The sequence below is a fragment of the Roseomonas sp. E05 genome (assembly GCF_030063475.1).
GTDB lineage: Bacteria > Pseudomonadota > Alphaproteobacteria > Acetobacterales > Acetobacteraceae > Pseudoroseomonas.
Window position 1 is genome coordinate 166,089 of record NZ_JASIRT010000009.1, and the last position, 21,676, is coordinate 187,764.

General features: G+C 68.9%; 18 protein-coding genes. 8 read left to right on the top strand and 10 right to left on the bottom strand.

Annotation, left to right across the window (positions count from 1 at the left end; translation table 11 throughout):
- The first annotated feature begins 96 nt into the window (after window positions 1–96).
- Together QMO56_RS12045 and QMO56_RS12050 are read left to right on the top strand one after the other, a co-directional pair.
- On the top strand, window positions 97–1,122 hold the full coding sequence (locus tag QMO56_RS12045; protein WP_283526022.1) for a ketopantoate reductase family protein: 1,026 nt from the start codon (window positions 97–99) through the stop codon (window positions 1,120–1,122).
- Entirely contained in the window at window positions 1,122–2,765 is a 1,644-nt protein-coding gene (locus QMO56_RS12050) for a M28 family peptidase (protein ID WP_283526024.1), read from the top strand. Before QMO56_RS12045 ends, QMO56_RS12050 begins: the two co-directional genes overlap by 1 nt.
- A gap of 284 nt (window positions 2,766–3,049) precedes the next feature.
- Here the strand turns inward: QMO56_RS12050 and QMO56_RS12055 are convergent, their stop codons facing one another.
- From QMO56_RS12055 to QMO56_RS12085, 7 genes are read right to left on the bottom strand one after another with little or no spacing between them, the layout of a single operon-like run.
- Window positions 3,050–4,138, bottom strand: coding sequence for a Gfo/Idh/MocA family protein (locus tag QMO56_RS12055; protein WP_283526025.1), 1,089 nt, complete (start codon window positions 4,136–4,138; stop codon window positions 3,050–3,052).
- Window positions 4,135–5,190, bottom strand: a complete 1,056-nt coding sequence (locus tag QMO56_RS12060) for a Gfo/Idh/MocA family protein (RefSeq protein WP_283526027.1) — start codon at window positions 5,188–5,190, stop codon at window positions 4,135–4,137. Before QMO56_RS12060 ends, QMO56_RS12055 begins: the two co-directional genes overlap by 4 nt.
- On the bottom strand, window positions 5,183–6,463 hold the full coding sequence (locus QMO56_RS12065; RefSeq protein ID WP_283526029.1) for an ABC transporter substrate-binding protein: 1,281 nt from the start codon (window positions 6,461–6,463) through the stop codon (window positions 5,183–5,185). The genes QMO56_RS12060 and QMO56_RS12065 overlap by 8 nt, the downstream gene beginning before the upstream one ends.
- Window positions 6,464–6,498: 35 nt before the next feature.
- The gene (locus QMO56_RS12070; protein ID WP_283526030.1) at window positions 6,499–7,761 is read right to left on the bottom strand and encodes a Gfo/Idh/MocA family protein; all 1,263 of its coding nucleotides are present in this window, start codon (window positions 7,759–7,761) and stop codon (window positions 6,499–6,501) included.
- Window positions 7,751–8,863 carry an ABC transporter ATP-binding protein gene (locus tag QMO56_RS12075; RefSeq protein WP_283526031.1) on the bottom strand — a complete coding sequence of 371 codons (1,113 nt, stop codon included), beginning with the start codon at window positions 8,861–8,863 and terminating at the stop codon, window positions 7,751–7,753. Before QMO56_RS12075 ends, QMO56_RS12070 begins: the two co-directional genes overlap by 11 nt.
- On the bottom strand, window positions 8,860–9,699 hold the full coding sequence (locus QMO56_RS12080; protein ID WP_283526032.1) for a carbohydrate ABC transporter permease: 840 nt from the start codon (window positions 9,697–9,699) through the stop codon (window positions 8,860–8,862). The genes QMO56_RS12075 and QMO56_RS12080 overlap by 4 nt, the downstream gene beginning before the upstream one ends.
- Before the next feature lie 4 nt (window positions 9,700–9,703).
- On the bottom strand, window positions 9,704–10,657 hold the full coding sequence (locus QMO56_RS12085; protein WP_283526033.1) for a carbohydrate ABC transporter permease: 954 nt from the start codon (window positions 10,655–10,657) through the stop codon (window positions 9,704–9,706).
- Window positions 10,658–11,090: 433 nt separating this feature from the next.
- Between QMO56_RS12085 and QMO56_RS12090 the strand changes: the two genes are divergently transcribed.
- The 4 genes from QMO56_RS12090 to QMO56_RS12105 all read left to right on the top strand — a co-directional run bounded on the left by QMO56_RS12090 (window position 11,091) and on the right by QMO56_RS12105 (window position 17,391).
- Window positions 11,091–12,185 (top strand): isocitrate/isopropylmalate dehydrogenase family protein, encoded by a 1,095-nt coding sequence (locus QMO56_RS12090; protein WP_283526034.1) that lies wholly within the window; start codon window positions 11,091–11,093, stop codon window positions 12,183–12,185.
- A 201-nt stretch (window positions 12,186–12,386) separates the two neighbouring features.
- Window positions 12,387–15,119, top strand: a complete 2,733-nt coding sequence (locus QMO56_RS12095; RefSeq protein ID WP_283526035.1) for a glycoside hydrolase family 15 protein — start codon at window positions 12,387–12,389, stop codon at window positions 15,117–15,119.
- Between the two features lie 115 nt (window positions 15,120–15,234).
- Window positions 15,235–16,224: a tripartite tricarboxylate transporter substrate binding protein gene (locus QMO56_RS12100; RefSeq protein ID WP_283526037.1), complete on the top strand. Its 990-nt coding sequence runs from the start codon at window positions 15,235–15,237 to the stop codon at window positions 16,222–16,224.
- Between the two features lie 6 nt (window positions 16,225–16,230).
- Complete coding sequence (locus QMO56_RS12105) at window positions 16,231–17,391, top strand: mandelate racemase/muconate lactonizing enzyme family protein (protein ID WP_283526038.1); 1,161 nt, start codon at window positions 16,231–16,233, stop codon at window positions 17,389–17,391.
- A gap of 18 nt (window positions 17,392–17,409) precedes the next feature.
- On the opposite strand, the gene QMO56_RS12110 is transcribed toward QMO56_RS12105, so the two are convergent.
- From QMO56_RS12110 to QMO56_RS12120, 3 genes are all read right to left on the bottom strand, one after another.
- A complete protein-coding gene (locus QMO56_RS12110) occupies window positions 17,410–18,633 on the bottom strand; it encodes an MFS transporter (protein WP_283526040.1) in 1,224 nt (407 codons plus the stop codon).
- A gap of 105 nt (window positions 18,634–18,738) precedes the next feature.
- Window positions 18,739–19,680, bottom strand: a complete 942-nt coding sequence (locus tag QMO56_RS12115) for a LysR family transcriptional regulator (protein ID WP_283526042.1) — start codon at window positions 19,678–19,680, stop codon at window positions 18,739–18,741.
- A gap of 332 nt (window positions 19,681–20,012) precedes the next feature.
- A complete protein-coding gene (locus tag QMO56_RS12120; RefSeq protein WP_283526044.1) occupies window positions 20,013–20,819 on the bottom strand; it encodes an IS5 family transposase in 807 nt (268 codons plus the stop codon).
- 84 nt (window positions 20,820–20,903) lie between these two features.
- On the opposite strand from QMO56_RS12120, the gene QMO56_RS12125 reads away from it, so the two are divergent.
- Window positions 20,904–21,329, top strand: coding sequence for an IS5 family transposase (locus QMO56_RS12125; RefSeq protein ID WP_283526045.1), 426 nt, complete (start codon window positions 20,904–20,906; stop codon window positions 21,327–21,329).
- Entirely contained in the window at window positions 21,314–21,571 is a 258-nt protein-coding gene (locus QMO56_RS27000) for a transposase (RefSeq protein ID WP_408906525.1), read from the top strand. The genes QMO56_RS12125 and QMO56_RS27000 overlap by 16 nt, the downstream gene beginning before the upstream one ends.
- Window positions 21,572–21,676: the final 105 nt, after the last annotated feature.

Below are 21,676 nucleotides of genomic sequence, written 5' to 3' on the forward strand. Positions count from 1 at the left end.
TTCGTCTCATTTCGTTCACAGGATTGACAGACAATTTGTGCTCGTCAAGTCTGCGAATCCTAAGCCTGATTTACGGACGGAAAAGAGGAGCAGACCATGGCCGAGCCGGTGGTGATCTGGGGTGCGGGGGCGATCGGCGGCACGATCGGTGCCTATCTGGCGCGTGCGGGGCATGAGGTCCTGTTCGTGGACGTGGTGCCGGAGCATGTGGAGGCCATCAATGCCGGCCGCCTGCGCATCGAAGGGCCGGTGGACAGCTTCACCACCGGCAGTTCTGCCGTCACGCCGGACCGCATGACGGGCAAGCACCGGCGCATCCTGCTGGCGGTCAAGGCGCACCACACCGAGGCGGCGACGCGCGCGCTGGCGCCCTTCCTGGCGGAGGACGGCATGGTCGTCTCCTGTCAGAACGGCCTGAACGAGCTGGTCATCGCGGAGATCGTCGGGAAACCGCGCACCATCGGCGCCTTCGTCAACTTCGGGGCGGATTATCTGGAGCCCGGCCGCATCCTGTTCGGCAATCGCAGCGCGGTGGTGGTGGGCGAGCTGGATGGTGCCCGCACCCCGCGCATCACCGCCCTGCATGAGCAGCTCAGGCTCTTCGAGCCGGACGCCGTGCTGACCGACAACATCTTCGGCTATCTCTGGGGCAAGGCGGGCTACGGCGCCATCCTGAAGGCCTCGGCACTGGACAACGAGTCCATCGCCGACTTCATCGCCAACCCGGCGCGGCGCGGGCTGATTGTCGCGCTGGTGCGGGAGATCCTGGCGGTGGCGGCGGCCGAGAAGGTCCGGGTGCTCGGCTTCAGCGGCTTCGACCCCGAGGGCTTCGCGCGCGGCGACGAGGCCGCCATCGCTGCCTCGATGCAGCGGATGGAGGCGTTCAACCGCGCCTCGGCCAAGTCGCACAGCGGCATCTGGCGTGACCTCGCGGTGCGCAAGCGGCAGACGGATGTGGCGGCGCAGCTCGCCCCGGTGCGCGCCGCCGCACGCCACCATGGCCTGCGCACGCCGATCGCCGACCGCCTGGTGGAACTGATCGGCGAGGTCGAGGCCGGCACCCGCGCCATCGGGCCGGAAAGCGCCGATGCCCTCTGCGCCGCGGCACGGGAGGCGGCGTGATGCCCGGCACCCCCAGGCCCACCGACGCGCACGCCTTCGCCGCCGGTGTTGATGCCGGCGCCATGATGGAGACGCTGCGTGGCTTCGCGCACTGGCGGAAGCTGACCGGCACGCCGGAGGAGCTGGAGAGCCTGCGCTACCTGCAGGGCAAGCTCGACTCCTACGGCTACCGCACCGAGCTGCTGCACCACGAGGCCTATGTCAGCCTGCCCGGCCCGGCGCGGGTGGAGGTGGATGGCGCCCCGCTCACCGCCATCACCCATTCCATGTCGCAGTCCTCGCCGGCCGGCGGGCTGCGCGGCCCGTTGGTGGATCTGGGGGAGGGGACGGAGGCGGATTTCACCGGCCGCGACCTCGCCGGCGCCATCCTGCTGCTGGACGGCATCGCCAGCCCGGCGGCGGCGCACCGCGCCAGCCGGGCCGGCGCGGCGGGGACGCTGCATGTCAGCCCGCACGAGCATATCCACGAGATGTGCATCTCGCCCGTCTGGGGCAGCCCCTCGGTCGAGACGGCGGCCGCCCTGCCGCGCACCGTTGCCGTGACGGTCTCCCGGGCGGACGGCGCCGCGCTGCGCGCCCGGCTGGCCCGTGGCGAGACGCCGGAGGTGGTGCTGCATGCCGTGGTGGACACGGGCTGGCGTCCGATCCCGCTGCTGGTGGCGGAGCTGGATGCGCCGGACCCCGAAGCGCCCTTCATCCTGTTCTCCGGCCATCACGACACCTGGTATGAGGGCGTGATGGACAATGGCGCCGCCAATGCCACCATGCTGGAGGTGGCGCGGCTGGCGGCACCGCACCACGCCGCCTGGCGCCGGGGCCTGCGCTTCTGCTTCTGGTCCGGCCACTCGCAGGGGCGCTATGCCGGCTCCGCCTGGTATGCCGACACGCATTGGGCGGAGCTGGAGGCGCGCTGCGCCGTGCATGTGAACGTCGATTCCACCGGCGGCATCGGCGCGACGGTGCTGGACGAGGCGCCGAGCGACGGCGCGCTCGCCGGCTTCGCCGCCGCTGTGTTGCAGGACGAACTGCACCTGCCGCACCAGGGAAAGCGAAACGGGCGCAACGGCGACCAGTCCTTCTGGGGCATCGGCGTGCCGAGCCTGTTCAGCACGCTGAGCCATCAGCCGCCTGCACCGGTGAGGATGCGCAACCCTCTGGGCTGGTGGTGGCACACGCCGCAGGACCTGCTGGACAAGATCGACCCGGACTTCCTGGCGCGCGATACCCGCGTCTATGCGCATGCGGTCTGGCGCCTGCTGACCGATCGCGTACTGCCGCTCGACCATGCCGTCACCGCCGAAGCGCTGCTGCGGGAGCTGGAGCGCTGCGAGACGGAGGCCCTGCCGCTGGGGGACCTGCGCGCGCAGGTGGCGGCATTGCGAGACCGGCTGACGGGCGCGCGCCTGGACGATGTGGCCGCGCTGCGCGTCAGCCGCGCGCTGGTGCCGCTCGACTACACCAATGGAGACCGCTTCGCGCATGACCCGGCCCTGCCGCAACCGGCCTGGCCGGCGCTGGAGCCGCTGCGCGCCCTGGCGCGCGCCGAGGAGGGCAGCGAGGCCGCGCGCCTGCTCACCGTCTCGGCCCGCCGGGCGCGGAACCGGGTGGCGCATGCGGTGGGGCAGGCGATAGCGGTTCTCTGAGCACCGCTGCCGGGCCTCACCCGGCCCGGCCGCCGCGCTTCCCTTTCTGGGTCATGCCGCGGTTGCCGGCGGCCTGCGCAACGCCGCCTGCGGCTGCTCCGCCACGCCTGGAGACGGCCTGGAGTTGCCGCGCCTGATCCCCGACGACCGGTACCATGCCTGGGTTGCTTCCTCATGACCGAGAACCCGAGCCTGTTCCGCGCTCACTTCGCCAGCGCCCGGATTTTCTGGAGTGGATAACAGGAGGAGGGACATCACGCTGCGGACAGGATGCCCGCCACGATTCAGTCACCCGCCATACACAGGTGCGAGGGCGCCCAGCAGGCGTATTTCGGGTGATCCGGCGGCAGCGGCAGCGAGACCTGCGTTGCTGTCTCAGCAGAGTGATAGAGTGCCGTCAGCAGCTCCAGCGAGCGCCGTGCATCCTCCAGCGTCACCGGGAGCGGCCCGCCGCTGTCCAGCGCCAGCGCATAGGCGTGCATCTGCCCGGTGAAGCGCGGCGGTACCGGCTGCCACTCTGCCAGAGCGGCGGCGATGCGCGCCGCGGACTCCTCGCTCGCGGGGATGATCGCCCAGGGGTCGGCGCCCGGGTCGTAGGGGCCAAGGCTGCTCTCGAAGGTCACCTCGCGGAAGCAGAGGCGCAGCCGCGTGATCTCCCGTTGCGAGCCGACGGTGGCGGCGACCGAGGCGAGGGCGCCGCTTCGCATCCGCAGGCTGCCGACCGCGCAGTCCTCCACCTCGATGGGATGAACCCGGCTGGCGGTGGCCGCATAGACCGTCTCCACCGGTCCCATCAGCTCGCAGAGCAGATCGTGCGAATGGATGGCGTGCGCGAGCAGCGTTCCGCCCAGTTCGGTGTCGTAGCGGCCCCGCCAGGGGACCGCATAGTAGGCGGCGGCGCGTCGCCAGGCGGTTTCCACCGTGGCCAGGAACGGATCTCCCGCCAACCCCAGGGCAATGATCCGTCTGGCCTTCTGGAAGCCGTCACCATAGCGGTACTGGAAGATCGGCATGACGCGGCCACGCGACTGCGCCTCGGCGGCGATGACGCGGTCCACATCGCGCAGGCAGCCGACCAGCGGCTTTTCGCAGACCACCTCCCGCCCGGCCGCCAGCGCGGCGAGAACCTGCTCCAGATGCGCGGCGGGCGGCGTGCAGATGTCGATGACGTCCACATCGGGCATCGCGAGCACGGCGGCGAAGTCGGTGACCGCGCGGGCGATGCCGTAATCGGCCGCGAAGCCTCGCAGCCGCTCCGGGTCGCGGTCGCAGACCGCAACCACCTCGAAGCGCGCCGGATTGCCGAGATAGCCTTCCTCCATGTGGCGGCGGCCGATGCCGCAGCCGATGATGGCGACCCGATAGCGCCTCACGCCGCGCCTCCGGCCCGCGCCCAGTCCGGTACCGGCTGCCTCTCGGCCATGGCCTGCGCGGTGAGCGCCAGCTCCATGGCGCCGAAGCTGCGCGCCTGCGGCATCGCGTTCTCGGTGCGGTCCCGCATGTCGGCGGCGAAGAGGCGGCCGAAGGGCAGATCGGCCTTGCTGCAGTCGATATGGCGCACGCCGTCGCGGTTCGACAGGAACAGGTGGTCTCCACCTGAGCGGCCGGCCGGGTCGAGGTACTTCCGCAGCTCGATGCTGCCCTCGGTGCCGAGGATGGTCAGGCGGCCGTCGCCCCAGACGGGCAGGGCCTCGGGCGTGTACCAGTCCACCCGTGCATAGCCGGTGACGGTGCCGGCGCGCAGATGCATGTCGCCGAAGTCGCGGAAGGCGGGATGCGCCGGCAGGGCGTGGTTGCCCACCGTGGCCGAGAGCACCTCGCCCCGCACGGCGCCGGCGAAGAACAGGAACTGCTCGCACTGGTGGCTGGCGATATCGACCAGAATGCCGCCGTTGCGCTCCGGGCGGAAGAACCAGTCCGGCCGGGTCGCGGCGCGGATGCGGTGCGGGCCAAGGCCGACAAGGTTGACCACCGCGCCGATGGCGCCGGCGGCCACCAGCTCGGCGGCCTGCACCGTGGCCCGCTGCGCCAGGTGCTCGGAGAAGAAGACGGCATGGATGCGCCCGGTCTCCGCCTGGACCGCGCGCACCGCCCGCAGTTCCTCGAAGGACACCATGCCGGGCTTATCCACCAGCACGTCCCTGCCGTGCCGCATCGCCGCGATGGCAATGGCGGCGCGGTCGCCGGGGATGGCAGCGCTGACGATCAGCGCCACGTCCTCCGCCTCCAGCAGTTGCCGTGCCTCCGCGGCGCGCGGCACGTCGGGATAGGCCGCGGCGAAGGCGGCTGCGAGATCGGCCTCCGCCGCATGGAAGCCGCGGCACACGCCCCCCGCCTCGGCCATGCACTGCATCAGCCCGTGCACATGGTCGTGGTTGATGCCGATGACGGCGAAGCCGAAGGGCGGGGGCGCCGGCTCAGCCACGGCTCAGGATGTCCTCCGCCTCGGCGATGAACTGCTTGGCTCCATCGGCCACCGCCATGCGGCCAAAGCCGATCTGCTCGTTCACCCGGCGCAGCAGCAGGGTGATCTCGCCCGCGCCCTTCGGCGGCGGTGGCGGCAGCGGTCCGACGCGACCGGCGACCAGATCGATGTACTCGACCAGGTCTTTTGTCTTCTGGTCCTGCCCATCCTTCAACACGGCCCGCTGCGCCGGATCAATCGGCACGCCGCGCTCGATGCTGAGAATGGCGCCGGCCTCGGGATCGGTGACGAAGAAGTTCAGCAGTTCCACCGCGGCCTCGGGCTTCCGCGACCGGGCATAGACGCTGAGCAGCTGCGAAGGCTTGAGATACTGCCCCGGCGGCGCCTGGGCGTCGATGGTGGGCAGCATGGTCAGGCCTAGCCGCTCCTGGTTGAGCTGCTGGTAGCCGATCAGCTGGTTGGAATGCGGACAGTCCATTGCCGCCTTGCCAAGCGAGAGGGCGCTGCTCTCGATGCTGTTCTGATACAGCGCCTGGATATCCGCCGGCACGCAGGCGCCCCGCTTGCGCATCTCATCCCACAGGGCGAACCACTCGCGGATGTCATCCGTGCCGAAGCCGAGCTTGCCCTCCGGCGTGTAGAGCTGCTTGCCCTTCTGCCGGACGAAGATCTCCAGGATCGGCTCGCGCATGCCGGAGTCGCAGAGGCCGTAGTAGCTTGTCCGGTTCGCCTTCCGCGTGACCTGTTCGCCGAGCTGTGCAAGCTCGCCCCAGGTGGTGTCGGGTGTCGGGGGCGCGAGGCCGAGCTCCTTCAGTGCCGTCGCGCTGTAGACCAGGGCCGGGGAATTGGCGCCGAAGTTGACGCCATAAAGCTTGCCGTCGGAGGTGCGCCCGACATCGAGGAATTTCGGGTCCCAGCCGCCGACCTTCAGCGGGCCGGACAGATACTTGTCCAGCGGCAGCAGCGTATCACGCACCGCGTATTCGAAGAGATAGCGGTAGTCCATCTGGATCAGGTCGGGTGCGTTGCGGCCGACAACCTGCGTGGCCAGCTTCGGCCAGTAGTCGGACCAGCCCATGCTTTCGCCGGCAACAGCGATGTCGGAATGCTTCCGGGTGAAGGCCTCAAGCGCGCGGTTGGTGCGGTCGGCGCGCTCGCGGCCTCCCCACCACGCCATCCGCAGGCGCGTGCTGGCGGCGAATGCGCCACGCGCCGGCCCGCCGAGGAGGGCGGCGGTGCCAAGCCCTGCCAGCATGCTGCGTCTGGTTGTCATGTGTTCCTCCCTTGCTTTCCTGGTGCGCTGCCGGATCAGTCGGCGGCGACCAGCGCCGCGGATTGTTCCAGCTGTTCCGCGACGGGCACCGCGCGGCCCGTGCGCGCGCTCTCCAGCGAGGCCACGCCGCACAGCACCGACATGGCGCCCGCGCGGGCACCGGCGCGCTGGTGCAGCGGATCAGGCATGGACGGGTCGAAGAGCATCGCCTGCAGCCGCCGGTCGCCGCCAAAATGGCCGCCCTTCTCGCGTGGGATCAGGATGCGCTCCGCCTTGCCGAAATTCGGCATGACCAGGATCTCGTCCTGCTCCGGCACACCGAAGGGAAACTTCTCGTGGTGACGCATCTCGATGCGGCCGCGCCGGCCGTTGAAGGCGAGGTGATGGCCCTCCATCGGCATGCAGGCGTTCAGCGAATAGGCGACCTGCACGCCGTTCCGGTAGCGCATGGCGACGCTCATCGTGTCGTAGATGTCGATGTCCTCGCGGAAGACGCAGGCGTCACGGACATAGCCATCCTCGCGCGAGGGGTCCTCATAGAGCATTTCCAGCCAGGGATCGGCCGAGATGTCCAGGTAGAAGTTGCATTCGCCGGCATGCTCGCAGCCCCGGCAGCGCTCGCCGCGGAACGGTCCGTTGCGGCCGTAATGCCGCAGGCTGCCATTGGCGAAGACCTCCTCCGGGTCGTCGGCGATGTACCAGTTCAGCAGATCGAAATGATGCGTGGCCTTGTGTACGAACAGGCTGCCGGAGTTCTCCGCATAGGCGTGCCAGCGGCGGAAGTAGTCCGCCCCGTGCCGCGTATCGAGGTACCAGTGGAAGTCCACCGAGGTCAGCTCGCCGATAACGCCGGAGAGCAGCAGCTCCTTCAGCTTGGCGGCGAAGGGGGCATGCCGGTAGTTGAAGGCGACATGCACCTTGCGGCCGGTACGCGCCTCCGCCTCCAGGATGCGGCGGCATTTCTCGGCCGTGGTCGCCATCGGCTTCTCGGTGATCACGTCGCTTCCCGCCTCGAGCGCCTGCACGACGAGAGCGTCATGCGTGTCGTCACGGGTGCAGACCATCACCGTGTCGGGTCGCGTGCTGCGCAGCATCTCGCCGAAGTCCTGGAACACCGGCGCGTTGGTGCCGATGGCGCGCTGCGAACGGTGCGCCCGCAGCGTGTTCAGGTCGCAGAGGCCGACCAGATCCACCTCTCCGCCGAGGCGGGCGAGCAGGTCCTGCCCCCACATGCCGGTGCCGCGATGCCCCGTGCCGACCAGGGCGACACGGTTGGCGGGCTGGGTGTCAGTGAGCATAGGCGGTTCCCTCAAGGGCGGGCTGGGCGGGGCGCGGCAGGGCGGCCCCATCCTCCCGGAACAGGTGGCAGTTCGCGGGCTCCAGGAAGACCGGCAGGCAGTCGCCGATGCCGATCCGCTGTTGCCCTTCGAGCTGGACGACGAGGTTCTGCTTGTCGGGCAGGCGGCCATGCACCAGGGATGCGCTGCCGAGATGCTCGACCTGCTGCACGCTGATCTCGCCGAGCTTCAGCGTGCCGCTGCCGACGCGCAGATGCTCGGGGCGGATGCCGAGGGCGGCGGGGGCCTCCGCGCCGCCGCGCCGGCCGAGCAGAAGCCGCAGGTCCCCCAGTTCCAGCCGCAGTTCGCCATCCTCGAAGTGCGTGGAGCTCGGCCGCAGCATGTTCATCTTTGGGCTGCCGATGAAGCCGGCGACGAACTGGTTGGCAGGCGTGTTGTACAGTTCAAGCGGCGAGCCGATCTGCTCGACCTGGCCGGCACGCAACACGACGATCTTGTCGGCCAGCGTCATCGCTTCGACCTGATCATGCGTGACATAGATCATCGTATTGCCAAGGCGCCGGTGCAGCTCTGCGATCTCCAGCCGCATCTGCACGCGCAACTCGGCGTCAAGGTTGGAGAGCGGCTCGTCGAACAGGAAGATGTCGGGGTCGCGCACGATGGCGCGGCCGATCGCGACGCGCTGCCGCTGGCCGCCGGAAAGCTCCTTCGGCTTGCGGGTGAGCAGGTGGTCGAGTTGCAGCACCGCCGCCGCGCGGCGCACCCGGGCGTCGATCTCCGCCTTCGGCATGCGCGCCGTCTCCAGCGCGAAGGCCATGTTGCGGTAGACGTTCATGTGCGGATAGAGCGCGTAGGACTGGAACACCATGGCAATGCCGCGCTGCGCCGCGGGAACGTCGTTCATGCGTGCGCCGCCGATCTGCAACTCGCCGTCCGAGATGGTCTCCAACCCCGCGATCATTCGCAGCAGGGTTGACTTCCCGCAGCCCGAGGGGCCGACGAAGACGACGAACTCGCCGGGCGCCACGGTCAGGTTGACATCCCGGAGCACGGTCAGGTTGCCGAAGCGCTTGAAGACATGGTCCAGGGCAAGGCCACTCATCGTTTGATCCCCGTGGTCGCAATGCCGTCGATCAGCAGGCGTTGAAAGAACAGGAAGAACAGGAAGACGGGCAGCAGGCCGAGCACCGACATGGCGAACAGCGCCGGCCAGTCGGAATCGCCCCCCGAGTCGACAAAGGCGCGCAGGCCGATCTGTGCCGTGTACTGGGTGATGTCGTTCAGGTAGATCAGCGGGCCAAAGAAGTCGTCCCAGGTCCAGATGAAGGACAGAATGGCGGTGGTCGCCAGTGCCGGAAGTGAAAGCGGCAGCAGCACCTTCCAGTAGATGCGCCAGGGGCTGCAACCGTCCATCATGGCGGCCTCGTCCAGCTCCTTCGGAATGCTGCGGAAGAACTGCACCAGCAGGAAGATGAAGAAGGCGTCCGCCGCGAGGAACTTCGGCACCACCAGCGGCAGGATGGTGTTCACCCAGCCCAGGTTCAGGAACAGCACGTATTGCGGAATCAGCGTCACGTGATACGGGATCATCAGCGTGCCCAGCATCAGCGTGAACAGGATGCCCCGCCCGCGGAAGCGCAACCGCGCGAAGGCGTAAGCCGCCAGCGAGCAGGACATCGTGTTGCCAGCCACGGACAGCACGGCGATCACCGCCGAGTTGGTGAGGAAATGGCCGAAGGTGACTTCCAGGCCGTTCCAACCGCGCCGATAGGCATCAAGGCTGATCCGCTCCGGCAGCAGCGAGATACTGGTGAAGATGTCCTGCCCCTCGCGGAAGGAGCTGGCCAGCATCCAGAGCAGCGGATAGAGCATGACGAAGGCGGCGGCGGCCAGCAGCAGGTGCCGCGCCAGGCTGCCCCAGGGCGATCGCGGCGTCACGGCATCATTCATCGTAATGCACCCAGTAGCGCGCGCTGAGGAAGGAGATGGCGGTGAAGGTGCCGATGATCAGCACCAGGATCCAGGCCAGTGCCGAGGCATAGCCCATGCGGAAATTGCCGAAGGCCTCCTGGTAGAGGTACAGCGTGTAGAACAGCGTCGCATTGATCGGGCCGCCGCCGCCGTCGCTGATGATGAAGGCCGGCGTGAAGGCCTTGAAGGCGTCGATCACCTGCACGATGGCGTTGAAGAAGATGATGGGCGTCAGCAGCGGCAGGGTAATGCGGAAGAACTGCCGGCGACGCGAAGCACCGTCGAGGCTGGCGGCCTCGTAGAGGTCCTGCGGGATCTGCCGCAGGCCGGCGAGGAAGATGATCATCGGGCTGCCGAACTGCCATACGCCCAGCACCACCAGCGTGTAGATCGCCGTGTCCGGATCGGCGATCCAGCTTGGTCCGTGCAGCCCGACCAATGCCAGAAGCCGGTTCAGCAGCCCGCTGCCGGAGAAGATCTCGCGCCACAACACGGCAATGGCGACGCTGCCCCCCAGCAGGGAGGGCAGGTAGAAGATGGCGCGATAGACGGTGAGGCCGCGCATCCCCTTGTTCAGCACCATCGCCACGCCGAGCGCGAAGGCCAGCTTCAGCGGAACGCTGAGCAGGACATAAGTGAAGGTGACGTGGAGCGAAGCCCAGAACTTGGTGTCGATGAAGGCGATGCGGCGGTAGTTCGCCAGCCCGGCCCAGCGTGGATCGGTGATCAGATCGAAATGCGTGAAGGAGAGGATCAGCGAGGCCACAGCGGGCCCCAGTGTTAGGCCGAAAAAGCCGATCAGCCAGGGCAGGAGGAACAGGTATCCGGCGAGACCATGCCAGCGTCGGCGCGCCGGCTGGCGGGGGCGGGCTCCAGCCAGGGCCGGTCTAGCGAGGCTTGCGAGCATGATGGCAGGCCGCTGCAACGGCGGTTTTCATGAACATTCCCTCTCGCGGCTCATTGTTCCGCTTGTCCGATCACATGACGTCCTAGCGTATGACGTCATGCCGAATAGCAGCACGCTAGGAACTGGATCGTTTCACTGTCAAGCGGCAAGCTATCGCTGCCGGCGTGCCGCAGCTGCGTCTCTCGGTTTCCTCCAAGCGCTTGCGAGAAGGTGAGGAAGCACGGGAGTTCGGGCCGCGGACTGCACCAAAACGTGAACGCGGGGCGGCCATCCTGCGCTGTTCGAAGCTTCCGGATCGCATTGGGAACCTGCCCGGCCGCAGTTCCCTCGGGTGCGCCACCTGTCACCTCCCCGGCATCGAGCGCCACGGCGGAGAGGAAGTGGCCTCCATCCCTCGACACCCCCAGCTGCTTGTGTGTACCGGTGGACGCAATATTTCAGGGAGGCTCCCATGGCGCGCAATGCGCTGCACCTTGTCGTCCTGCCAGGTGACGGGATCGGGCCTGAGATCACCGCTGCGGCAGTGGCGGTGCTTGAGGCGGCGTCGGACCGCTTCGGGCTCGGTCTCCGGCTGGAGCACGAGATCGCGGGGCATGCCAGTTTGGCGCGCCATGGCACCACCCTTCGGCCGGAACTGTTGGAGAAGGTGCAGGCGGCCGATGGGCTGGTGCTCGGGCCCATGTCCACCTTCGACTACACGGACGAGAGCAAGGGCGGCATCAACCCCTCGATGTTCTTCCGCAAGAAGCTGGATCTCTTCGCGAACATCCGCCCGGCCCGCACCTATCCCGGCATCCGCCACCCGGCCGTGGAACCCTTCGATCTTGTCGTGGTGCGCGAGAACACCGAAGGCTTCTACGCCGATCGCAACATGGAGGCCGGGAATGCCGAGATGCTCGTCACGCCCGATGTCTGCGTCTCGCTCCGCCGCATCACGCGGCCATGCTGCGCCCGCATCGCCCGCGCGGCCTTCCGCCTGGCGGCGGCGCGGCGTGGGCGGGTGCACGCCGTGCACAAGGCCAATGTGCTGAGGATGGGCGACGGCATGTTCCTGGAGGAGTGCCGCAGGGCCGCCGCCGATTTCCCCGAGGTGGTTATGGACGAATACATCGTCGATGCCATGGCGGCGCATCTGGTGCGCGCGCCGGGGAAGTTCGACGTGATCGTCACCACCAACATGTTCGGCGACATTCTCTCCGACCTCACCGCCGAGCTTTCCGGCAGCATCGGGCTCGGTGGCTCGGTCAATGCCGGCGAGCGTTATGCCATGGCGCAGGCGGCGCATGGCTCCGCGCCCGACATTGCGGGGCAGGACCGCGCCAATCCCTTCTCCTTGATTCTCTCCACCGCGCAACTGCTGGACTGGCAGGCCGAACGGCTGGGCAGCCCGGCCTTCGCCGCTGCCGGCCGGGCGATCGAAGCCGCTGTGGCCGAGGCCGTTGCCGCCGGCGAGATCACGCCCGACATCGGCGGGCATCTCGGCACCTCCGCGACGGGCCGGGCCGTGGTGGCGCGCCTTCGCGTGCCACCGGGCGGAGCCGGCTGAACGGGGCGCGGCCTGGGCCAGCCCGGCGCCACGCCTCGCGGCGATCCTTGCCTCATCCTCCCTTCGGAGCATTTGCCGGAACGGCGCATGGAACCGAACGATATCGAAACGGTTTTCGAGGAACCCGCGGACCGATATTCCGGCAATCCGCACGCCTGCCGGTTCGGAGCGCGGCCACCGAGATGAGGAGGGGGGGACAAAATGTCCGGCTCAGTCACACCGCCACCGGAGCTTTCGGATGGCGCCGCGCGCAGTTTCCAGGCCGAGCTCGCCAGCTTCGGGGGGCCAGCCAGCATCGGCAATACGGTCGGTGGCGCCACGGGGGGAAGCTATCTCCTCCTCCCTGGCGCGCCGGGCCTTGAGAACATCTTCGACCAGGATGGCGCAGCCGCCGCCTCGGTCAGCTTCACCGTCGAGATTCCGGAAACCGCCTGGTACACGCTGAATTTCCGCTACGCCAACGGATCCGGCAGCGATGTCTACCGCAACCTGCTGGTGGATGATGCCGACATTCCCGGCACCATCACCTTCGCGAACCGCTTCTCGAGCGAGAGCTGGGGCATCGCCCGCGACCGCCTGGAGCTTTCGGCCGGCACGCATACCATCACCCTGACCGCCGATCTCGGCAATGAGGCCGGCGGCCTGAATGCCGGCGACCCGGAGATCCTGCTGGACCAGTTGGAGATCGTTCCGGGCACCAGCCCTTCGGACCAGACTTCCGCCCGCTCCCTTGTCATGAACAATGGCGAGGACATGGTCGGCATCACCGAAGCCGCCCTGCTGTACCAGAAGGACGTGGAGGGATTCGGCCCTTCCCTCTCGCAGCTCCGCTTCGGCGCGAACTGGGGGACGGATCAGGTCGATTACGGGACCATGTGGTTCCGCGACGTCTCGGCCGGCGCCGAGCCGCGGACCCTTGCCCCCTATTTCGACAGCACGAACTATTTCGATGAGCACGGCATCCTGCATGTCGAGTACGGCGACTACCTGCCGACCGGCGAGGCGCTGCCGGTTTCCATCAGCCGCGAATATGCCATGGTTCCGGGCGAACCGCTGATGGTCGAGCGCTGGACCCTGACCAACCAGAACCAGGTCGGCGATCCGCTCATCGAATGGGACGTGCTGAACGCGCTTCGCCTGAACGCCGATCTGGCGGGGCGCGCGGTCTGGGATGAGCGTCGCGAGGCCTGGGTCGCGGAGATCGGGCAGGGGGAGGGAAGGGCGCCGCTCTACCTCGCCTTCGGAGCCTTCCAGGATACGGACCGCCAGGGCGCGGGAGAGGCTGGCGAGGATGTGCGGGGCGATGGCCGCATGCCCTTCGGCGCGGCCGGCCCTGCTCCCGGCGAGAGCCTGGGCGGGCAGGGTGTCATCGGCAGCTTCGAGGCCAGCGGCCAGGTCGGCGGTGACCCGCAGCGGGCTGAGGGCCAGGGCGTCACGCTCGGCATGGAGATCGAGTCCGTCGATCTGTTCCCGACCCGCCCGGTGGAGCTGTATTTCTACTACACCCTGGCGGAAAGCCTGGAGCAGCTCGACAGCAACATCGCCACGGCGCTGAGCCCGCAGGGAACCGCCTCGCCGGGCTCCCCGACCTTCTGGTTCGACCGCACGGAGGAAGCCTGGGACGACCGCCTGCGCGAGGCGCGCGACATTCCCGGCGTGGAGCCGGCCGAAACGGTTGCCGGGCGCGAGACGTCCGCACTTCCTGGCGAGACGTTGCGCGAGGTCTCCGACCCGGCGCTCGAAACCGCCTATCTTCGCAGCCTCGTCTCGATCCTGCAGTCGCAGCAGCCCGAGTTCGGCTCCTTCCTCGCCTCCACCAACCCGGCCTACGAGTTCAAGGTCTGGCCGCGGGACTCCGCCGCGACCGCCATCGCGCTCGACGGCGCCGGGCTGCATGACGCGGCCGAGCATTACTGGATGTGGATGGCCTCGGTGGAGGAGGACGGTGCCGGCGAGGATGCCGCAGCCTTTCCCAACGGCACCTTCTACACCAATTACGGCTTCTGGAGCGCGGACCAGCCGATCGACTTCGTGCAGCCCGAATGGGACGCGCAGGGCCTCTTCCTGATTGGCGTCTACCGGCACTACGAGGCCCTGCTCGATGCCGGCAAGTCGGACCAGGCGGCCGCCTTCGTCAACGATCCCACGATCCGCGAAGCCTTCGTGGACAGCGCCCAGTTCATCGCCACGCGGATCGAGCCGAACGGCTTCGGGCCGCCGGACCTGTCGATCTGGGAGGAGTTCTATCTCTACAACGTCTTCACGCAGATCACCTATGCCCAGGGCCTGAACGCGGCCTCGCAGCTTGCCCAGGAGATCGGCCGGCCGGACCTCGCTGAGAGCTGGGCGGCAGGGGCGAACACCATCCGCGACGCCATCCTGCGCCCGACCACGGCCGAGCAGCCGGGCCTGTGGAACGAGGAGGGCGGCTACCTGGTCTGGGGCATCACCCCCGACGGCACGCTGATCGACCGCCAGGAGAATTCGGCGAATCTCGCCCTCGTCACCGGCCTGCTCGATGCCGGGGATCCGCGCGCGCAGCGGCAGGTCGAGAGCACGCTGGCCAACCTCTCGCGGAACGAATACGGCATTTCCCGCTATGAGGGGGACACCTTCTACGCCTCCTCGCCCTACAGCCCCGGCGGCGCCTATGAGAGCCGCGTGCCGGAGGCATCCTGGCCGCAGATGACGAGCTATATCGGCCTGGCGCAGGAATTCCTGGGCAACACGGACTGGACCCGCGGCAGCCTCGGCTGGACCGTCAGCCGCTACGGGGAGGGCTACATGGCCCCGGGCGAGGGTGTGGACTGGTCCACGCGCGAGCCGCTGCCCAGCACCATGGTGGAGCCGGTGACGGCGGCCTGGTACGTGCAGAACCTGCTCAACTATACCAACCAGTTCGACCCGCGCCTCCCCGAGGAGGTCTTCGCCTAGCGGCTTCACGCCGCGTGCCGCGCCTGAAGGGAAGGGGGGCCGTCTCCGGCCGCCCCTCTCTTGCAGGCGCGCGGGCGGCGGGCGCACACTTCCGGCAAAGCCCGGGAGGATTGCAATGACCAGCCGCCGCCGCCTGCTGCACCTTTCCCTCGCCGCCTCATTGCCCCTGGCTTTGCGCCGGGCCTGGGCGGCGGAGGGCGCCGGGGCCTGGCCCCGCCGCCCGGTGCGGCTGATCCTCCCCGACGCGCCCGGCAGCGGCAACGACACCACGGCGCGGCTGATCGCCCCGGCGCTGGAAGCCGGGCTGGGCCAGCCCTTCGTGGTCGAGAACCGTGGCGGCGCCGGCGGCCGGATCGGCGTCGAGGCCGCCTACAACGCACCGCCCGACGGCTACAACTTCCTGCTCGGCAATGCCGGTTCCAACGGCATCAACGCCGCCATCTACCACGACCTGCCCTATGACCTCGCCACGGCCTTCGAGCCGGTCTCGCTGCTGGTGCAGGGGCCGAATGTGCTGGTGGTCAACACCCGCATGCTGCCGGCGCGCGACCTGCCGGCGCTGATCGCCCTGGTGAAGGCGAAGCCGGGCGTGCTGAACTATGCCTCCGGCGGCGTCGGCTCCTCCGCGCATATGTCGATGGAGCTGTTCAAGGCGATGGCGAAGCTCGACATCATGCATGTGCCCTATCGCGGCACGCCGGCCATGGCGCAGTCGGTGATCGGCGGTGACACGGGGCTGATGTTCGCCAACCTAGTGAACGTCATGCCCTACATCCAGCGCGGCGAGCTGAAGGCGCTGGCCGTCACCTCGCTCACCCGCGCGCCGGAACTGCCGGACGTGCCGACGGTCGCCGAGACCCTGCCGGGCTTTGAGACGCTGGCCTGGAACGGCATCCTCGCCCCGCGCGGCACGCCGGCGCCGATCCGCGCGCGCCTGCACGCCGCGCTGGTCGGCCTCAAGGACTCCCCGGTGATCCAGGACCGCGTGCGGCTGATGGGTGGCGAGCTGATCGCTTCCACCCCGGAGGAGTTCGCGGCGCGCATCAGGGCCGACATCACCAAATGGAAGGCGCTGGCCGAGCAGGCCGGCATCCGGGCGGAGTGAGCGGCCATGCGCATCACCGCCCTTGATTTCCTCGGCGTGCAGGTCACGCCCAAGACCAACTGGTGCTTCCTGCTGGTCCGCACCGATGCCGGGCTGAGCGGGATCGGCGAGTGCACCCTGGCGAACCAGGAGCCGCTTCTGGCGGCCGAGGCGGCACGGCTGGCCGCGCGGGCCACCGGGCAGGACCCGCTGGTGCGCAACCGCCTCTGCCAGGTGCTGCCACATGCGCCGGGCGGGCTGGTGGCGCAGACCGTGCAGAGCGCCTTCGAGGCCGCACTGTGGGACATCGCCGGGCAGCATCACGGCGCACCGATCCACCGCCTGCTGGGCGGCGCCCTGCGCGAGCGCGTCACGCTCTACGCCAACATCAACCGCGGCGCCCAGCCGCGCACGCCGGAGGGCTTCGCGGCCGCCGCGCGCCGCGCCGTCGCCGCCGGCTTCAGCGCGGTGAAGCTCGCCCCCTTCGAGCCGATGGTCTGGCAGGATGCCGGAGATGACACCGCCGGCCAGCGCGCCGCCTATGCCGAGGGGCTGGACCGCATCGCCGCCGTGCGCGAGGCGGTCGGCCCGTCGGTGGACGTGATGGTGGACGCGCATTGGCGCTTCTCGCCTGGCGGCGCGGCGGCCCTGCTGCGCGACCTGGCACCGCTCGACCTCTACTGGCTGGAATGCCCGGTGGCCGAGGCCAACACCCCGGAGATTCGCCGCCTGCGCGGCATGGCCAATGACCGCGGCATGCGGCTGGCCGGGGCGGAGACGCTCTGCGGCCTCGGCGCCTACAGGGCAATGATCGAGCAGGGCTGCTACGACGTGCTGATGCCCGACATCAAGCATGCCGGCGGCCATGAGGAGATTCGCCGCATCGCCGCCCTGGCGCTGACCGCAGGGGTGGAGATCGCGCCGCACAATCCGACCGGCCCTATCTGCCACGCGCATTCCCTGCATCTCTGCGCCACCCTGCCGAACTTTCTGCGGCTTGAGGTGCAGTTCGGCGAGACGGAGCGCTTCTTCACGCTGATCGAGGGCGGCGAACGGCTGGCCTTCCGGGAGGGAGCGGCCTTCGCGCCCGAACTGCCCGGGCTGGGCGTCACGCTGCGAGAGGAGGACGGGCGCCGGACCCCCTGGCAGCCGATGCCGCGCCCCTGGCTCGACCCCCGCCTGGGCTGAAGAAGGGAGGGCTGGCGCTCAGATGGCGCGCCACCAGCGCCGCGCGAGCCAGAGCGCCAGCAGCCCCTCGGTGGCCGAAAGCGCCACCGCGTAGTGCGCCCCGATCGCATCCGCCAGCAGCCCGAGATGAATGAAGCCCACCGGCCCGACGCCGATGCAGACGGAGAGCAGGCCAAGCACGCGGCTGCGCATCTCCGGCGGCGTGGCGAGGAAGACCAGCGTGGTCTGCATGATGCTGAAGCCGGAGCCGCCCAACCCCGCCAGCAGAAGCGCGAGGCCGGAGGGCAGGGCGTGCGGCATCAGCGCGAAGAGCGCCATCAGGGCGCAGTAGGAGGCGACGCCGCCGACATAGAGGCGCGCATAGCGTTCCGGCCGCGCCAGCCATGCGATCAGGAGCGCGCCGAAGAAGGCGCCGATGCCATCCATGCTGGCGAGGAAGCCGACGCCCTGCGCCCCGAGCTGCAGCCGGTCCTGCCCGATCACCGGGATCATGCTCGTCGTCGGCCAGGCGAAGATGTTGTAGAGCAGGGTGACGATCATGATGCCGGTGAGCCGCCGGTCGTCGAGTACCAGCGTGACGCCGGCGGCGACGCGGCTCAGCACGCCCTCGCCGGATGGCGCCTGCGCCTCGTTGCGATAGGCCAGGCGCAGCGTCGCGCCGATCGCGACGAGGTAGAACAGCGCGCTGAGCAGGAAGGCACCCTGGATGCCGGTCGTCGCCAGCAGCAGCCCGCCCAGCGTCGGACCGAGCATACGGCTGGCATTGTTGGTGCCGACATCCACCGACATGGCGGCACTCATCCGCTCGGCGCCGACCACCTGCCCGAGCATCATGCGGCGCACCGGATTATCGGCCGCCCAGCTGACGCCATTGATGAAACTGGCCACCGCGAGGTGCCAGATCTGCAGCGCGCCCGCCATTGCCAGCAGCCCCAGCGTCAATGAGGTGGCGAAGGAGGCCACCACGATCAGCAGCAGGGCCGTCCGCCGCTCCATCCGCTCGGCCCAGGCGCCGAGAAAGGCGCCGAGCAGTGCCATGGGAACGAGCCGCAGCAGCATCATGGTGGCCACGAGCAGGGCCGAGCCCCGCTCCTGATAGACGAAGACGCCGACGGCGATGGTTTCGATCCAGCGGACGCCGAAGATCACCAGGCCGACCATCCAGAGGCGGCGGAAATCGGGTTCGGCGAAAACAGTCAGCAACGGCACGCCGCGCGACGGCGCGGCTGCGGCATCAGACACCTTGGCGCTTCCTCTCCTGCCGCGTCCTCTGCGGCTTCCCCGGCCATCCTGTCGGCGCTGGCCGGCAATGCAAGAGCCGGTGCGCCGAATTCGGCTCGTGGCGCGTCAGCCCGCCCGCCGCCGGGGCACGGGCGGAGCCGGTCCGGGCTGCGCCTCCGGTGCCGCGTCCAGCATGGCCAGGAACAGGTCCCGTGCCGTGCAGGATGTGCCGTCCTCCCAGGCCACGCCCAGCCCCCATTCCGGCAGATCCAGCCCCTCCGGCAGTTCGACCGGCCGGAACACCACCCCCGGAACGCGCATCCGCGCCGCCCATTCCGGCAGCAGGGCGATGCCGATGCCGGCGGCAACGAGATTGACGATGGTCTGCTTCTCCTCCGCCTCCTGCACCACGTGCGGGGAGAGGCCAAGGCTGGCGAAGAGCCGCATCACCCCGCCATGGCTGTGCGGCCGGGTGCGGCGCGGGGGCAGGATCAAGGGCAGGCCGGCCAGCTCGGCGGGGCGCAGGCGGCGGCGGCCGGCGAGCGGATGGCGGCGCGGCAGGGCGGCCACGGGGCGTTCCTGCAGCAGCCAGCGGAAGGCGAGGCCCGGTTCGGGCAACTGCGGCGGCCGGATGAAGCCCAGATCGAGCCGCCCGCTGCGCAGCATTGGCACGATCTCGGCCGATTTCGCCTCCACCAGCCGCACGGCGATCTCCGGATGCCGGGCGCGGAAACCGGCCAGCAGATCGGGCAACAGGCCGGCGGCGGCGCTGTCAATGGCGCCGATGCGCAGCGTGCCGCCCGGCACCTGCGCCATGGCGCGCACCATCCGGGCGGCTGTGGCGGCGCGTTCCAGGATGGCGCGTGCTTCCTCGGCGAGGACGGCGCCCGCGGCGGTGGTCGCCACCTGCCGAGTGGTCCGGCGCAGCAGCGGTGTGCCCAGCTCCTCCTCCAGCAGCCGCACCTGTCGGCCCAGGGCGGTGGGCAACATGTTGAGCCGGGCGGCGGCGCGGCCGAAATGCAGCTCCTCCGCCACGGCGAGGAAGCACCGGAGCTGTTTCAGATCCATGCCGATCCTCCCACCTGCAGAGTAGCCCTCTTGTAAGTATCCTCCGGTAGCTGCGATGGCCGTCGCAGCCACTGCGGCGGTGTTCCCATGACCCCCTCGGTCCATGAGACCGTCCCGTAGATTGGGACCCGCCGCATCCTCCACCCTGGCCGAACGGTATGTGGGGCACCAGCTTGCCTGGAAAGCCTGTTTACAAGGATGGTCATGCGGGGTGACCGCGGTCTTCGAAAACGCTTTGATGTGGCGACTGTGGACATAGTAGGTATCGACATTAGCAAGCGCTGCTTCGACGTAGCGCTTATGGCCGGTGAGCGGATTAAAGCTAGAGGTTGTTATGGACCTGCGGCCAGTTGAGCGGCCTGCCTGAGCATGATGCATGCAAAGGCGACGACGTGCAGGTCAGCAAGAGTGCTGGCGTAGCGCTCATAGTCCTTCACCAGGCGCCGGAAGCGGGTAGCCCAGGCGAAGGACCTTTCTACCACCCAGCGTCGCGGCAGCAGGACGAAGCCACGCTTGGCCTCAGACAGCTTGATCACCTCCAACTCAATGCCGTGGGCTTTCGCGGCATCGGCTGCTTTGCTGCCCGTATAGCCCTGATCGACATAAGCCAGATCGACGCTCTGGCCGGTCGAGGCCTGCACTGCTTGGGCAAGCCGCCCAACCTCGGCCCGGTCGTCCGAACCGGCAGGCGTGACGTGCAGCGCCAGCAGATGTCCCAGCGTGTCGACCGCCAGGTACAGCTTGGAACCTTTCTTGCGCTTGGCGCCGTCATACCCGGCCCGCTCGCCGCTCTCCGGCGTGGACCGCAAGGTGCGGCTGTCCAGGATGGCAGCACTGGGCTGCGCCTTTCTCCCCGCGGCCAGGCGCAGCACCGTTCGGAGGTCCTCGGCCAGCGCTTCGAAGCAGCCTGCCGCCAGCCAGCGCTGCGTCTGCTGGTAGACGGCCGCCCAGGGCGGCAGGTCATTGGGCATCCAGCGCCAGGGCGCGCCGGTCTTCACCACGTAGCGCAGCCCGTTGAACACCTCGCGCAGCGGATACTCCCGCTGTCCGACACCCTCCGGCAAGAGCGTCAGGTAAGGCGCGACCAGTGCCCATTCTTCATCAGACACATCGGACGGGTATGGCTTGCGGGCAGTCATGCCGCGCAACCTGATCGTTACCAGGCCAGAGGTCCATAACAACCTCTGAGGTGATTCAAGGCTGCCTCCTGAAGGGAGGCGCCGGTGCTGCGAGGTTTGCTGACGGACGAGGAATGGGCGTTCTTCGAGCCCTTTGTGGTCGAGACCGGCCCCTTCCGCGGCCGCCCGCCTGGCAGTCACCGCCGGGTTCTGAATGCCATCTTCTGGGTGGCGCGCACGGGCATTCCCTGGCACGACCTGCCGCCTGAGCTGGGCAACTGGAACTCCGTCCACCGGCAGTATCGGCGCTGGACCACCTCCGGCCTCTGGGATGTGCTGCTGCAGGCGCTGGCGGATGGTGGCGGCGATGCCGACGCCCTCCAGATGATCGACAGCACCATTGTCAGCGCCCATCACTGCGCGGCTGGCGTAAAAGGGGGACTCACCGCCAGGGTCTTGGACGCTCGCGCGGTGGCTTCTCGACCAAGATCCATCTCCGCACCAATGCTCATGGCCTGCCGATCAGCCTGACGCTGACGCCGGGGGAGGCGCATGACAGCACAGCCTACGGCGTGCTGATGGAGGAGCGGGATAGCGATCCCGGCATCTTGCTCGCGGATCGCGGCTACGACAGTGATGCCATACGACAGGATGTGCGCGACCGCGGCGGGTACCCGGAGATCCCGACCAAGCGCAACAGGCGCATCCAGCACAGCGTTCAGCGGCCTCTCTACGCCGGGACTGTCAGGAATTGCGTGTGGGGCGGGGCATAGTAGGGACGAAGGAGACCCCCTATGGCCCGACGGAAAGAGCCGCGGATCCCGGACGCGGTCCTGGACCAGTTGCTGGCGGGCGCCGGTGCCCGGTCGGCCTTCGAG